This is a genomic window from Flavobacterium sp. SORGH_AS_0622 (assembly GCF_030818825.1).
Classification (GTDB): domain Bacteria; phylum Bacteroidota; class Bacteroidia; order Flavobacteriales; family Flavobacteriaceae; genus Flavobacterium.
This window is the reverse complement of the sequence record NZ_JAUTAX010000001.1, coordinates 3,578,998-3,594,625: the sequence shown is the minus strand read 5'-3', so window position 1 is coordinate 3,594,625 and position 15,628 is coordinate 3,578,998. Positions and strand designations below refer to the sequence as shown.

Annotated in this window: 13 protein-coding genes; 5 read left to right on the top strand and 8 right to left on the bottom strand. The window is 32.5% G+C overall.

Going from position 1 to position 15,628, the window contains the following annotated elements:
• The 7 genes from QE431_RS15025 to tsaD all read right to left on the bottom strand — a co-directional run bounded on the left by QE431_RS15025 (window position 1) and on the right by tsaD (window position 6,778).
• Window positions 1–1,179 carry a class I SAM-dependent methyltransferase gene (locus QE431_RS15025; protein WP_307297329.1) on the bottom strand — a complete coding sequence of 393 codons (1,179 nt, stop codon included), beginning with the start codon at window positions 1,177–1,179 and terminating at the stop codon, window positions 1–3.
• A gap of 2 nt (window positions 1,180–1,181) precedes the next feature.
• Entirely contained in the window at window positions 1,182–2,273 is a 1,092-nt protein-coding gene (locus tag QE431_RS15020) for an AI-2E family transporter (protein ID WP_307297326.1), read from the bottom strand.
• A 107-nt stretch (window positions 2,274–2,380) separates the two neighbouring features.
• Window positions 2,381–3,340, bottom strand: a complete 960-nt coding sequence (locus tag QE431_RS15015; RefSeq protein ID WP_281866168.1) for a zinc metalloprotease — start codon at window positions 3,338–3,340, stop codon at window positions 2,381–2,383.
• Between the two features lie 293 nt (window positions 3,341–3,633).
• The gene (locus QE431_RS15010) at window positions 3,634–4,131 is read right to left on the bottom strand and encodes a TrmH family RNA methyltransferase (RefSeq protein ID WP_281866167.1); all 498 of its coding nucleotides are present in this window, start codon (window positions 4,129–4,131) and stop codon (window positions 3,634–3,636) included.
• A gap of 131 nt (window positions 4,132–4,262) precedes the next feature.
• Window positions 4,263–4,901, bottom strand: coding sequence for a DUF4159 domain-containing protein (locus QE431_RS15005; protein WP_134140128.1), 639 nt, complete (start codon window positions 4,899–4,901; stop codon window positions 4,263–4,265).
• 134 nt (window positions 4,902–5,035) lie between these two features.
• Window positions 5,036–5,752 carry a 16S rRNA (uracil(1498)-N(3))-methyltransferase gene (locus QE431_RS15000; RefSeq protein ID WP_307297324.1) on the bottom strand — a complete coding sequence of 239 codons (717 nt, stop codon included), beginning with the start codon at window positions 5,750–5,752 and terminating at the stop codon, window positions 5,036–5,038.
• A gap of 3 nt (window positions 5,753–5,755) precedes the next feature.
• Window positions 5,756–6,778, bottom strand: a complete 1,023-nt coding sequence (gene tsaD, locus QE431_RS14995; protein ID WP_057116499.1) for a tRNA (adenosine(37)-N6)-threonylcarbamoyltransferase complex transferase subunit TsaD — start codon at window positions 6,776–6,778, stop codon at window positions 5,756–5,758.
• A gap of 194 nt (window positions 6,779–6,972) precedes the next feature.
• On the opposite strand from tsaD, the gene QE431_RS14990 reads away from it, so the two are divergent.
• The 5 genes from QE431_RS14990 (at window position 6,973) to QE431_RS14970 (ending at window position 15,258) form a co-directional block, all read left to right on the top strand.
• Window positions 6,973–11,499 carry a translocation/assembly module TamB domain-containing protein gene (locus QE431_RS14990; protein WP_307297320.1) on the top strand — a complete coding sequence of 1,509 codons (4,527 nt, stop codon included), beginning with the start codon at window positions 6,973–6,975 and terminating at the stop codon, window positions 11,497–11,499.
• Between the two features lie 308 nt (window positions 11,500–11,807).
• Window positions 11,808–12,794, top strand: coding sequence for a 6-phosphofructokinase (gene pfkA, locus QE431_RS14985; protein WP_057116497.1), 987 nt, complete (start codon window positions 11,808–11,810; stop codon window positions 12,792–12,794).
• A 92-nt stretch (window positions 12,795–12,886) separates the two neighbouring features.
• Window positions 12,887–13,891, top strand: coding sequence for a type I glyceraldehyde-3-phosphate dehydrogenase (gene gap, locus QE431_RS14980; RefSeq protein ID WP_057116496.1), 1,005 nt, complete (start codon window positions 12,887–12,889; stop codon window positions 13,889–13,891).
• Between the two features lie 130 nt (window positions 13,892–14,021).
• Window positions 14,022–14,873 carry an N-acetylglucosamine kinase gene (locus tag QE431_RS14975; RefSeq protein ID WP_057116495.1) on the top strand — a complete coding sequence of 284 codons (852 nt, stop codon included), beginning with the start codon at window positions 14,022–14,024 and terminating at the stop codon, window positions 14,871–14,873.
• Window positions 14,874–14,883: 10 nt separating this feature from the next.
• Window positions 14,884–15,258 (top strand): methylglyoxal synthase, encoded by a 375-nt coding sequence (locus QE431_RS14970; RefSeq protein ID WP_044048067.1) that lies wholly within the window; start codon window positions 14,884–14,886, stop codon window positions 15,256–15,258.
• Here QE431_RS14970 and QE431_RS14965 read toward each other — a convergent pair.
• The gene (locus QE431_RS14965) at window positions 15,239–15,619 is read right to left on the bottom strand and encodes a RidA family protein (RefSeq protein WP_307297311.1); all 381 of its coding nucleotides are present in this window, start codon (window positions 15,617–15,619) and stop codon (window positions 15,239–15,241) included. The two genes, QE431_RS14970 and QE431_RS14965, sit on opposite strands and share 20 nt — an antisense overlap.
• Window positions 15,620–15,628 lie beyond the last annotated feature (9 nt).

Genomic DNA, 15,628 nt, shown 5'->3' with positions numbered 1-15,628 from the left:
TTAGATTATTTTGCTGCAAATTAAAACTATTTTGTTATCTTTTACATCGGTTGTAAAAAAACAATACAAATTCCCGCCATTTTTTATTTTCCATTTTTTTCTAATGTTTTCAACCGTTTCTGGAAAATTACGCGTTGTGATATTCGCCTGCTGATTCGCAAGTTCATTTTTCATTTCGTTTTTATTGTACGGAATCACTTTTTGGATTTCAAATCTTCTTCCTGGAAAATCAATTAAGTTCTCTGAAGTATACAAATGGGAATGTTTATGCAGTTTGTTAATTTGAAAAACAGCACTTACTTCATCAAAACCTCCAGATTTCATAATAGCCGAATTGGGTTCGTAAAGATATTTCTGCGGAAAATCATAAATAGAAAAAGATATTTCGCCGAAAACAAACTCAAAAGTTTCGGTTGTCTCTTTTAAAATATTCGCAGTCTTTAATTTTATTTCACCCGAATAATTTTTGTGAATTTCAAATAGTAATTCTTTAACCTCATTCTCCAGCGCAATGACATGAATGTTTTTTACATTTTTCAATTCAGACAATCCAGCCGAAATATCCAGCAAAGGCGCAGTTTTAATTAAAATAGAATCTGCTTTTTCGAAATAAAAATCAAGTAATTCGGGAACATTTGGCAGACAGTCTTTCAGCATAAAAACTTTGCCTTTCGCATCATTTCTTCGCGAAGGATCTATGTAAATCCAATCATATTTTTGATCGGATTTTTCTAATAAATGAATGGAATCGCCAGCATAAAAAGTACAGTTTTTAATCTCTAACTGATTGAAATTATGTTTTACAATTTCAGATAAATCTTCATTGATTTCGCAGTGCGTTACAGCTATAAATTTCTTAGAAAAATAATAATCATCAACACCAAAACCGCCTGTAAGATCAATTAAAGTTTCACCAGAAATTAAATCAGCTTTGTAAGCAGCTGTTTTTTCTGAAGAAGTCTGTTCTACAGAAATTTTGCTAGGATAAATAATATTTGCAGCCGAAAACCAAGTCGGAAGTTTATCTTTTGCTTTAGAACGCGCTTCGATTTGGTTTAAAATTAAAATCCAGTCTGCTTCTGGAAATGGATTTTTCTGAAGGGCTAGTTTCGTTAAGTCTGCACCAGTATTTTGAATTATAAATTCCTGAATATCTGGATGCAAAATAGAAGTGTTCAAAGCTAAATTCTTTCGGTTAATACGGAGACAATTTTATTGTTAGGAAAAAATTCTTTTAAGATTACTTTAATCATTGTAAAAACCGGAACCGCGATGATCATACCAACAATTCCAAATGTAATACCGCTAATTAAAATAATTAAAAATATTTCTAACGGGTGCGAATTTACACTTTTTGACGAAATTATTGGCTGGCTGATATTATTGTCAATAGCCTGAACGACTAAAAATCCTATTATTACATAGATTGTAGTCGGCAGAATTTCCGATTGAAAATCTTGTCCGATCATGCTGATCATGGTTAAGATTCCAGCCAAAGTAGTTCCTATAATCGGTCCCAAATATGGAATTATATTTAATATCGCACACAAAAAAGCAATTACAAATGCATTTTTATTTCCGAATATGAGTAATACAATAAGGTAAAGAATAAATACCACTATTAATTGCAATAGTAAACCAATAAAATAGCGGGTCAATAGATGATTTATTTTGGTGATTGAGTTTATAATCTTGTCTTCATTTGAATCTGGAAGTATTCTTCTCGCTTGATCTTTAAAAACGGTTTGATCTTTAATAAAAAAGAAAGTAATAAAAAACACTGATACCAATCCCATTCCCATATTGGCCATGAAATTAAGTATTGAATTAAGAAATCCTGTAAAATAGCTGAAATCCAATACGGAAGTAAGTTTAGAATCCTTTATAACTTTATTTAAATCAATATGCTGGACATTAAAATATTCCTCAAGATGTCTTTCTGTTTCCATAAATTTTGTCTGAAGATGCGCTGTATCTAAAAGCGCTAAATTGTTGGCCTGAGAAATAATTAACGGAACAAACAATAATATGAAGCCTGCAATTAAAAAAACAAAAAGAATGATCGTTGTTGTAGCAGCTAAAGAATTGCTGAATTTTAATTTATTCTTTAAAAATAAAACCAACGGATTCGAAATTAAGCATAATAGTAATGAAATGCATAAGTATACAATTACTGTTTGAATTGAATATAAAAAGTATAAAATAATGCCGACTATTAAGATTGTTGCTAAAGCTCTTAAAATTCCGTTTGAAATAGTTTTTGAGGTGATCATGTTTTCATTTTAGACTATAAATATAGGAAAAAGCATTTTAAAATTTGAGTTTAAATAAAAAAAGCGGGATGTATTACATCCCGCTTTGCCATATAATTTTTTGCTGATTATTGTGCAAATGAAGCTCTAGCACCTCCAGTTGTGAATATTGCAGCTATTCTGTTTTTTTGTCCAGTTGAGAACATATACATTGCGGCATCATCAACATAATCCATGTAGTTCATAGTCATTTCTACAGGATTTCCTGAACAAGTACTATAGTGAGGATAAGCAGGAACGCCATAGTTTTCTGCGTTATGAGTAGGAGTATCGGCAACAAGGTCGCTTCCGCAAGTTGCATCTCCCCAGATATGACGTAAGTTCATCCAGTGTCCAACTTCGTGAGTAGCAGTTCTTCCTAAGTTAAATGGAGCATTTGCAGAACCAGATAATCCAAAGTAACGTGGGTCAATAACAACCCCATCTGTAGATGAAGATCCGCCAGGAAATTGTGCGTAACCTAAAATTCCGCCTCCAATGTTACAAGTCCAAATGTTTAATTTAGTTGTTGGAGAAGTAGGAGCAAGTCCGCCTTGAGCTGTTTTTTTCATGGCATCATTTGTACCCCAAGAAGTTTTGGTAGTAGATTTTCTAATGATCTGATCTAAAACAAATGTAATCCCGATATTAGCTTTAACTCCAGAGAATAAAGCAGGTACATTATTAAAATCAGAGTTTAATGCATTAAAATCTTTGTTTAAAACATCAATCTGCGATTGAATTTGTGCATCTGAAATATTTTGTGCAGCAGTTCTATACAGAACGTTTACTACAACTGGAATTTCGATTTTGCCATTTACTAAACGGCCTGTAAAATTGGTAAGAGAATGTTTTGCAGTAAATGCTTCAATCTCATTCATTCTAATAGCTAATGAAGGATCAGCTTTTAATTGTGCTTCTAAAACGTCTTGTGTAGCGCATCCTCGGCGAGAAGCTGCTACTGCATCTGGACTGTTAGAATCAGATTGTTCATTTTGACAAGCAAAGAGCATTAATGCTGCAAATGTGGTAATAATAACTTTTTTCATAATAATTTGGGTTTTTGTTATAAAAATGTTGATTAGTTAAACATTGCAGCAATTTTATAACAAAAATAAATTACAGAAAAATTTTATAAAGAATATTTTGTGGGAATTTTTGCAGTGCCTTACAAACACTGGTTCTTACAAAAAATCAATAAAAAATATTAGTAAGATTTTACTTTATTTTTATTTTTTTTGATGCATTTCGTCGTAAAAATTTGTACGTTAAACGATTATTTCGATAAATCAAATTGTTGAAAATCAAAATAATGGTTCAAAATACAAGCAGAATTGATTAATTATTTACACGTAAGTTCGTAAAGTGCAATACTCGCAGCCTGAACCACATTCATACTGCTGTTTTTGCCAAACATATTGATATGGACAATTTGATGAGAAAGTTTTAAAAGTTCGTCTGAGATTCCATTGATTTCACTTCCAATCAAAAGGGCGATTTTTTTGTTTTCTGGAATAACGACTTCTTTTAAGGGTTTACTAGTTAAGGCAATTTCTAATGCAATAATTTCAAAATCATTATCGATCAGAAAAGATTGAAGGTCGGTAAAATCTTCAATCACAGAATGAGGTACATGAAGATGAGTACTTCTAGAAGTTTTATTGATTTTACGAGGTGTCAGCGGAATATCTTTTCCAAAAAAGATAATATTTTCTACTCCAAAAGCTTCAGAAATTCTGAATAAAGAACCAATATTCTGTTGAAAGTAAATATGATCACAAACTAAAGTGATGGGAAATGTTTTTCTTTCAAATTGATTTTCTTCGTGAGTAAGCTGCATTTTTTTAGTGAAAAGTGAATGGTAAATAGTGATTAGTGGATAGTGACTAGTAATTTGTGAATAGTATAATTCTGGTATGGCGTTTTTTTGTTTTTGTTTTTGATGAACTGCTAATTACTACAGACTAGTCACTAATTAGTAAATATATAATTAATGATGTTTGCACCCATTTTCAAGGCTTTGTCTCTAACATTTGCAGGATCATTATGAACTTCAGCATCTTCCCAGCCATCGCCCAAATCGCATTCGTAGGTATAAAGTAAAACCAATTTATTTTCGATAAAAATACCAAACGCTTGCGGACGAGTTCCGTCATGTTCGTGAATTTTTGGTAATCCGTTTGGGAATGGAAATGGTTTTTGAAAAATAGGATGACTTGCAGGAATTTCAACTAAATTATTATTCGGAAATATTTTTTTGATCTCTTTTCTAATAAATTGATCCATTCCGTAATTATCATCAATATGCAAGAAACCGCCAGCTGTTAAATAATTTCTAAGGTTGGTAACATCAGAATCGCTGAAAACTACATTTCCGTGTCCTGTCATGTGCACAAAAGGATAAGAAAATAAATCAGGATTACTTGGCTCAACAGTCGAAGGTTTGCTCTTTATACGGGTATAAATATTAGCATTGCAAAAACTGATTAGATTAGGCAGAGATGTTGGATTGGCATACCAGTCGCCGCCTCCGCTGTATTTAAGCAAAGCAATTTCTTGTGAAAATGAAGAAACTGAAACCAATAAAAACAAAAGAAATATTTTTTTCATGTAATTTATATTATCAATCTGTCATTGCGAGGAACGAAGCAGCCTCACTAAGTAATACGACCTTTTATTGACAAAGCTTTGTAAATTTAATTTGCAAATGCGATTGCTTCGTTCCTCGCAATGACTAATTAAACTTAATTATTAGGAACTTCATTAAAAAAAACAACACTATGACAAGCGACAACTGCTGCTGTTTCTGTTCTTAAACGCGTGTTTCCTAACGTTACGGGCTTGTAATTATTTTCTAATGCCAATGCAATTTCTTTCTCAGAAAAGTCACCTTCTGGTCCAATTAAAATGGTTACATCTTCGCTTGGTTTTAAGACTTCTTTTAGTGATTTTTTATCGGTTTCTTCACAATGCGCAATCAGTTGAAGGCCTTTTTGCTGTTTTTTGATAAATTCCTTAAACGAGATTGCTTCATTTAATTTGGGCAGAAAAGTTTCGTTGCATTGTTTCATTGCCGAAAGAATAATTTTCTCGAAACGATCTTTGTTAATCACTTTTCGTTCTGAACGATCGCAAAAAATTGGGGTAATTTCCTGAATTCCAATTTCAGTTGCTTTTTCAATAAACCACTCAAAACGATCATTCATTTTAGTTGGCGCAACGGCTAAGTGTAAATGAAATTTAGGTTTTTCGGCATTCGTTATAGAAAGTACTTCAACGATGCATTTACTGTCTGAAGCCAATGTAATCTGGGTTTCAAACAATAATCCTGAACCATTTGTAACATGCAGAATATCTGAATCTTTTTTTCTAAGAACTTTTATAATATGACGGCTCTCTTCTTTATCAAAAGAAAAACTTTGAGTGCTTTCGTCTATATTCGGATTAAAAAATAACTGCATGATTTAAAATTGAATTCGTGCTTTTGAAACTACAGAAGAAGTTTCAAAACGATTTGATAAATATTTTTGATAACCAACAATTCCAATCATTGCTGCATTATCTGTTGTGTATTCGAATTTCGGAATAAAAGTTTTCCAGCCGTATTTGCTTTCTGTTTCTTTCAATGTGGTTCTAATGCCTGAATTGGCAGAAACACCGCCGCCAATAGCAATTTGCGTAATTCCGGTTTCTTTTACCGCCATTTTTATTTTATCCATCAAAATTTCGATAATTGTATGCTGAATCGAAGCACAAATATCATTTAGATTTTCTTCAATAAAATTGGGGTTGGCTTGTTTATTTTTTTGAATGAAATATAAAATCGCTGTTTTTAGTCCAGAGAAACTAAAATCTAAACCAGGAACTTTCGGTTTTGTAAAAGTAAACGCTTTCGGATTTCCTTCTTTGGCATATTTGTCAATCAATGGTCCGCCGGGATAAGGAAGTCCTAAGATTTTTGCGCTCTTGTCAAATGCTTCACCTACAGCATCATCTGTTGTTTCTCCGATGATTTCCATGTCAAAAAAACTGTTCACTTTTACAATCTGCGTATGTCCGCCGCTAATCGTTAAAGCTAAAAAAGGAAATTCTGGTTTATCATAACCTTCTTCATCAATAAAATGCGCTAAAATATGTGCATGCATGTGATTTACAGCAATTAACGGAATGTCTAACGCCAATGATAAGGATTTACTAAAAGAAGTTCCAACTAATAAAGATCCCATTAAGCCTGGTCCTTGTGTAAATGCGATTGCGCTTAACTGTTCTTTTTGTACATTTGCTTTACGAAGTGCAGCATCTATAACTGGAACAATATTCTGCTGATGTGCTCGCGAAGCCAATTCAGGAACGACACCGCCGTATTGATTGTGAATTAACTGATTGGCAACAACATTTGACAATACTTTGTCGTTATGTAAAACCGCGGCAGCAGTATCATCGCATGAACTTTCGATGGCAAGAATAAAAACCTCTGGATTTTGCATATAAAGGCACAAATTTTGAATTATATTTGACAAATCAAATTATTATATTTCTTTGATTTAAGAAGTGACCAAAATTAAAGAATTTTTATCAAAAACAGCGGTTCTTTGTCTGTTCAAAATAAATTTAAAAGAAAACTAAAATTAAAGAAGCTATCAAAAAAGTAAAGAAAATAATATCTAGAACCCTAATTGGGTTGATTTTACTTTTGTTAGCATTAGCTATTACATTATCACTTCCTGTAGTTCAAACTCAGATTGCCAACTATCTGACCAATTCTTTAAACGAAGATTTTAAAGTAAATATTAGTGTAGAAAAAACGGCGATCAACATTTTTGGAGGTGTAAAATTGAAAAATGTGATGATTTTAGATCATCATAAAAAAACTTTGATTTATTCGGATATCATTACTACAGATATTGCCAGCTTCACCAGACTGCTGGACGGCGATTTGATTTTTGGCGATTTACGTTTGACAGGTTTAATTTTTAATCTGAAAACGTATAAAGGCGAAAACGAAAATAATATCAATAAGTTTATAAAAGCCTTTGAGGTTAAAAATACTCCGAAGAAAAAATCAACAAAACATTTCCTTTTAACTGCAAAAAATGCTTACATAGAAAAGGGAAGATTTTCTGTTGTGGATGAAAATAAAACAACGCCTTTATTTTTAGATTTTACCAAACTAAATGCTTATATAAGTGATTTTAAATTGTATGGACCAGAAGTAACTACTAGGATTCATCGATTTTCATTTATGGATCACCGTGGTTTATATGTTTCTAATTTTGCTGGGAAATTTGCGTATAGCAAAAAACAGATTAAGGTTGAAAATTTAGCAATTACAACCAAACGATCTTCAATTTACGGTTTAGCAATTTTAAATTATAAACCAGAAGATTTCATTGATTTTACAGACAAGGTCAAGTTTAATGTTGTAATAGATTCAGCATCGATTGCAACAAATGATATTCGTAATTTTTATGATGGCTTAGGTAAAAATCAGCATTTTAAACTAAAAACAAAATTAGATGGTCCGCTAAATAATTTAACACTTTCTAAATTAAAATTAAGCGATACAAACGGATCAAAAATTAATGGGACTATAAATTTCAAAAATCTTTTGGGCAGTAAAACCCAGAAGTTTTTTATGGACGGTAAATTTGATAAACTGCTTTCTAGTTATGATAATTTAGTGGTTTTGCTTCCAGAGGTTTTAGGTAAAAAACTTCCGAAAGAACTTAAAAGAATAGGAAAATTTAATATTGTCGGAAAAGCAAAAGTTTCTACAACAGCATTAGAAACAGATTTTAAAATGGCAACCGATCTCGGAAATGGACAAGTCGATCTTCATATGAATAATATGGATTTTATTGATAAAGCTTCATATTCTGGAAATATTATCCTGACTAATTTTGATGTTGGTGCGGTTCTAGCCCGAAAAGATATCGGAAGAACAACGCTGAATCTGGATGTGGATGGAGTTGGTTTTACAGAAAAGTATTTGAATACGATTATAAAAGGAGATATTTCGAAATTAGATTATAACAAATACACGTATAATAATATAGTAGTAAATGGAAATTTTAAACTGCCGTATTATAAAGGTCAAATTGCGATAAATGACCCAAATCTGAATTTAAATTTTGATGGTTTATTAGATTTAAGTAAAAAAGAAAATCGTTATGATTTTCATATTAATGTTGAGAATTCAGATTTAAGAAAACTGAAATTTATCAACGATTCCATTTCTCGTTTCAAGGGAGATGTTGTGGTTCAGGTAACGGGAAATTCGATAGAAAACCTTCAAGGGAACATTTTTATAAAAGATGCTGAATATCAAAATCCAAAATCCAATTATGTTTTTGAAGATTTAACGATAAATTCCAATTTTGACGCAGACAGACTAAGAACTATTACAATTAGTTCAAATGATGTTGTAGACGGAAAAATTGTTGGAAAATTCAGATTTGACCAATTAGATAAATTGGTAATGAATTCCGTTGGAAGTTTATATACCAACTATAAACCTTATAAAGTTAGAAAAGGCCAGTTTTTGCGCTTTAATTTCCGTGTATACGATAAGGTGGTAGAAATGCTTTATCCAGACATTAATATCGATTCGTCTACAGTTGTTCGAGGAAAAATCGATTCAGATTTACAGGAATTTAAATTCCGTTTTAGATCACAGAAAATTACGGCCGCTAAAAATACATTTGATAACATTCGAATTAATATCGATAATAAAAATACGCTTTACAATGCATACATCGAGTTAGATAGTATCAAAACGCCTTATTATAAGATTCGTGATTTTAATTTGATTAATGTTACATCAAAAGATACGCTCTTTGTGCGTTCTGAATTTAAAGGCGGTAATGCAGGTGAAGATTACTTCAATCTCGATTTGTATCATACTATTGACAAGAATAAAAACAATATTGTCGGAATCAAGAAATCAGAGATGAAGTTTAAAGACTATATATGGTATTTAAACGAAGACTCTGAGAAGGATAATCAAATTGTCTTTGATCAGTATTTTAAAAACTTCACGATCGATAATATTATTTTATCGCATGAAAATCAGAAAATTGATTTGAATGGTGTCATTAAAGGAAGTGACTATAAAGATCTCGTCCTGAATTTTGAAGATGTTGACATTAATAAAATTACGCCTCTAAATTCCAAGTTTGTATTTAATGGAAATTTAAATGGAAACATAAATTATAAACAGAATAAGAATGTTTATCAGCCTACCGCATCTATAAAAATAGATCATCTTGTTTTAAATAAAACAGAGCTGGGAACACTTAATTTTGATATTTCTGGAGACGAAACTTTTAGGAAGTTTACGGTCAATTCGTCTATACAAAATGGTTTTACAGAATCATTTAGAGCCGGAGGAACTTTTGCAGTTGAGAACAAAGAAACGATATTGGACATGAACTTAAAACTGGAAGGTTTTAATCTTGCAACTTTAGGAACGGTTGGAGGGGATGTCCTGTCGAATGTGAGAGGTTCTGTTTCTGGAAATGCAGCTGTTGTAGGGAATTTGAAAAAACCAGAAATAAACGGACGATTGTATGTTGAAAAGGCAGGAATGACTGTGCCCTATCTAAATGTCGATTACGAATTAAGCGATCGAACAGTAATTGATTTGACAAATGAGAAATTTTTATTTAGAAATAATCAGCTGACGGATACTAAATATGGAACAAAAGGTTTGTTGAATGGAAGTATTGAGCATCATAATTTTGGAGATTGGAAATTAGATCTAAACATAACTTCCAAACGATTATTAGCGCTCGATACAAAAGATAGTGACGATGCTGCGTATTTTGGCACGGCTTTCATAAACGGATCGGCTAGTATAAGAGGTCCGGTAGAAAGTTTATTTATTAAGGTTGATGCCAAGTCTGAGAAAGGAACTGAAGTTAAGATACCTATTAATAATGTACAAAGTGTTGGAGAGAGCAGCTGGATTCATTTTGTGACGCCAAAAGAAAAATTTAACCTGGCAAACGGAATTGTTGAGAAAACCCGAAATTACAACGGACTTGAACTTGAGTTTGATTTTGATATTACGCCAGATGCCGAAGTAGAAGTTATACTCGACCGAAATTCTGGACATGGTATGAAAGGAAAAGGATACGGATCGCTTTTATTTAAAATCAATACGCTGGGTAAATTTAATATGTGGGGAGATTTCCAGGCATATGAAGGAACTTATAATTTTAAATACGGCGGACTTATCGATAAAAAATTTGCTGTTAAAAAGGGAGGTTCTATTATTTGGGAAGGAAACCCGATGCGTGCTCAGCTGAATTTAGAAGCAGTTTATAAAACTCAGGCCAATCCTGCTGTACTTTTAGATAACACTTCTTCATTCAATAAAAAAGTTCCTGTAGAAGTGGTAATTGGATTGAGAGGAGATTTGGCAAGTCCAGAACCTAATTTTGATATTCAGTTTCCATCTGTGAGTAATGTCTTGAAATCGGAGATACAATATAAGTTAGACGATAAAGATATTCGTCAGACACAGGCATTGTATTTATTATCTACAGGTTCGTTTATGAGTACAGACGGTTTTAGCCAAGGAGATTTCTCGGGGACTTTAACAGAAACTGCATCTAGTTTATTAGGCGGAATTATAAAATCAGATAATGATAAAGTCAACATAGACTTAAACTATATTGCTGCCGATAGAAGAATGGGGCAGGAAGTAGATGGCCAGTTTGTGGCGAATATATCTTCTCAGGTTAACGAAAGAATTACAATCAATGGTAAATTGGGAGTTCCTGTTGGAGGTGTAAATGAATCTGCCATCGTAGGAGATATTGAAATTCTTTATCGTGTTAATGAAGACGGTACAATGAATCTTCGTTTATTCAATAAAGAAAATGATATTAATTATATCGGGCAGGGAATTGGTTATACACAAGGAGTTGGTATTTCTTATGAAGTCGATTTTGATACTTTTAGTGAATTAGTCAATAAGCTGTTTAAGAATCATAAAATTGAAAAAGCTGTAAAAGGTTCGTCAGACGATCTTCAAGATTCTTATTTAAATCCTGATTACGTGAACTTCACCAGTAAAAAGGATGCGGAAAAAAATAAAAAGAAAGCGGAGAAAGAAGAAGAGAAAAAGAAAAAGGACGAAGAAAAGAAGAAAAAACAAGAACCAGTTAATAATCAAGGTTTAATTCCAGATAACGATTATTAACAGTTTGTTAAAAATATACATTTATAAACCATTATACTTATAATGGTTTTTTTTGTGCTAAATTTAGGGCCTCTATTCGAATTTTTCATGTGAGAGAGAAATTCCGATTTTTATAACACTTCATTTAGGTATTGTTAATTTTGACGATTTAATTAAAAAAATAGCGATTTATTATTTTAAATGAAATTTTTACCTATAAAAAACTTATTAACGAAAACGTTTGAATTTAACATATTTTATTAATTTATAATAATCATAACCTAATAAGTGCTGAATGTTTGCTAATTTTACACTTTAATACTTAAATAATGCCAAAAACAATAAAAAAAGTAGGTGTTCTTACCTCAGGAGGAGATTCACCTGGAATGAATGCTGCAATTAGATCAGTTGTTCGAACTTGCGCATATCATAATATAGAATGCATCGGAATTTATAGAGGGTATCAAGGAATGATTGAAGGAGACTTCAAAGAAATGGGACCTCGTAGTGTAAATAATATTGTAAACAAAGGTGGAACGATCTTAAAATCGGCTCGTTCAGTTGAGTTTAGAACCCCTGAAGGTAGAAAAAAAGCACACGAAAACCTTGTAAAAGCAGGAATTGATGCTTTGGTAGTTATTGGTGGAGATGGAAGTTTTACTGGAGGTTTGATTTTTAATTCAGAGTATAATTTCCCTGTAATGGGAATTCCAGGTACAATTGATAATGATATTTATGGTACAAGTTTTACTCTAGGGTACGACACAGCTTTAAATACAGTTGTAGATTGTATTGATAAAATTAGAGATACAGCAAGTTCACATAACCGTTTATTCTTTGTAGAGGTTATGGGTAGAGATGCTGGTCACATTGCACTTAATGCGGGTATTGGAGCTGGTGCAGAAGAAATTCTTATTCCTGAAGAAGATTTAGGTCTTGATAGATTGTTAGATTCACTTCAAAAAAGTAAAGCTTCAGGGAAATCATCAAGTATAGTTGTTATTGCCGAAGGAGATAAAATTGGTAAAAATGTATTCGAATTAAAAGATTATGTTGAAGCTAATTTACCTGAGTACGATGTACGTGTTTCTGTTTTAGGACACATGCAGCGTGGTGGTTCTCCATCTTGTTTCGACCGTGTATTGGCGAGTCGTTTGGGTGTAAAAGCAGTAGAGTCTTTAATTGAAGGAAAATCAAATTATATGGTTGGACTTAAAGAAGATAAAGTGATTTTAACGCCGCTTGAGCAGGCAATTAAAGGAAAATCTGAAATCGACAGAGAATTATTAAGAGTGTCTGACATCATGTCAACATAACCTAATATAAAAGTTTAAAAGAAGAGAAGTTTATTGTGAGGAAATTAGACTTTGAAATAGTGTAATAAAAACAAAAGCAAAAATTTAGTAAAATGTCAAAAGTAAAATTAGGAATAAACGGATTTGGACGTATCGGAAGAATCGTTTTTAGAGAGTCTTTCAATAGAGATAATGTAGAAGTTGTTGCAATCAACGATTTATTAGATGTTGATCACTTAGCTTATTTATTAAAATATGATTCAGTTCACGGTCGTTTCGACGGAACTGTAGAAGTTAAAGAAGGAAAACTTTATGTAAACGGAAGAAATATCCGTATCACTGCAGAAAGAAATCCAGCTGATTTAAAATGGAACGAAGTTGATGTAGATGTTGTTGCTGAATGTACTGGTATCTTCACAACTATCGAAACTGCAAGTGAGCACTTAAAAGGTGGTGCTAAGAAAGTTATCATTTCTGCTCCTTCTGCTGATGCTCCAATGTTTGTAATGGGAGTGAACCACGAAACTGCAAAAGCTTCTGATTTAGTTGTTTCTAACGCATCTTGTACTACAAACTGTTTAGCTCCATTAGCTAAAGTTATCCACGATAATTTCGAAATCGTTGAAGGTTTAATGACTACTGTTCACGCAACTACTTCAACTCAAATGACTGCTGACGGACCTTCTAGAAAAGACTGGAGAGGTGGACGTGCAGCTGCAATCAATATCATTCCTTCTTCAACAGGTGCTGCAAAAGCGGTTGGAAAAGTTATCCCTTCTTTGAATGGAAAATTAACTGGAATGTCTTTCCGTGTTCCTACTGCTGACGTTTCTGTAGTAGATTTAACTGTGAAAGTAGCTAAAGAAACTACTTACGAAGAAATCTTAGCTGTATTGAAAAAAGCTTCTGAAAACGAATTGAAAGGTATCTTAGGATATACTGAAGATGCTGTCGTTTCTCAAGACTTTATTTCAGATAAAAGAACTTCAATCGTTGATGCTACTGCAGGTATCGGTTTAAATTCAACTTTCTTCAAATTAGTTTCTTGGTATGACAATGAGTACGGATACTCAAGCAAATTAATTGATTTATCTGTACATATTGCAGGTTTAAAATAATAATATATATTTTTGCAAAATCCCGTTAGTCAAATAACGGGATTTTCTTATTTTGTTACCTCTATAATTAATGTAAAAAGTACACTTTTAAGTTGAGAATAGGGAAGACCTAATCCAAAAACAAAAAAAAATGAAATTAATAGTTGATAGTGGATCTACTAAAGCCGATTGGATTGCAATTGATGATAATGGAAAAGTATTATTCACGACACAAACCTTAGGATTAAATCCTGAAATTCTTGACGGTCCAGAAATTATTGAAAGATTAAACGATCGTTTTGATATTTTACAAAACAAAAAAAATGCTACTCATTTATTCTTTTACGGTGCCGGATGTGGTACTGATAGAATGAAAACAGCACTATCACAAATTTTCCAAGAGTATTTTGTTAACGCTATTGTTGATGTTCAAGAAGATACTTACGCAGCCGTTTATGCAACAACTCCAAAAGGACAAGAAGCAATCGTTTCTATTTTAGGAACAGGATCTAACTGCAGCTATTTTGATGGTAAAGTATTGCATCAAAAAGTACAATCATTAGGATACATTGTTATGGATGATTGCAGCGGAAATGTTTTCGGAAAAGAATTAATTAGAAAATACTATTTTAATAAAATGCCTAAAGAACTGGCTGTTGAACTTGAAAAAGAGTACGACGTTGATCCAGATTTTATTAAAAATAAATTATATAAAGAACCAAATCCAAATGCTTACTTAGCAACCTATGCGAAGTTTTTAATTAAGCACAAAGACACTGAGTTCTGCAGAAAAATTATCTTTAAAGGAATGAAATCTTTCGTTAAGAATTACATTAAACAATTCGATAACTGTAAAGAAGTTCCAGTTCATTTTGTAGGTTCTATTGCATTTTATTTGAAAGATGAATTACAAGAAACATTCAATAAATATGAACTACAATTAGGGAATGTTTTAAGAAGACCTATTGATGGATTAATTGCATACCATGTTGCTAATCAATAGTTTTGGTTTTATGGAAATTGCCATTATTGCTCATGATGGAAAAAAAGCTGATTTAATTGATTTTTTAATCAAAAATGAAGCTGTTTTGCATAATGAAAAGATAAGGCTTATTGGTACAGGAACTACGGGAGGAAAAGCCGAAGCTGCTGGTTTTAAAACACAGAGAATGCTTTCTGGTCCGCTGGGCGGAGATGCGCAGATTGCGGGAAGAGTAGCGGAAGGAATAACACAAATGGTTTTCTTTTTTAAAGATCCTCTGTCAAGTCATCCACACGAAGCTGATATCAATATGTTGATTCGTGTTTGCGATGTACATAATGTGCCGCTGGCAACAAATGAAGCAACGGCACAATTATTATTAGATGCTATTGCACAGCAATTATAGAAATCTCAACATTTACATTTTTTGGCAGACAAGCCACTTGAACCGTTTCACGAGCTGGAGCGGTTTTTTCGTTAAAATAAGAACCGTAAACGGTGTTAATAGCACCAAAGTTATTCATGTCCATAATGAAAATAGTAGACTTCACTACATTTTCAAAAGTCATACCAGCTGCTTCTAAAATGGCAGCAATATTTTGCATAACCTGGTGGGTTTCGTCATTAATGTTAGCTGTAATCAATTCTCCTGACTCAGGATTGATTGCAATTTGCCCAGAAGCATAAAGCGTGTTTCCAGATAAAACGGCTTGATTATAAGGTCCGATTGGAGCCGGAGCTTTCTCGGTAAAGATGATCTTTTTCATAATAAAATT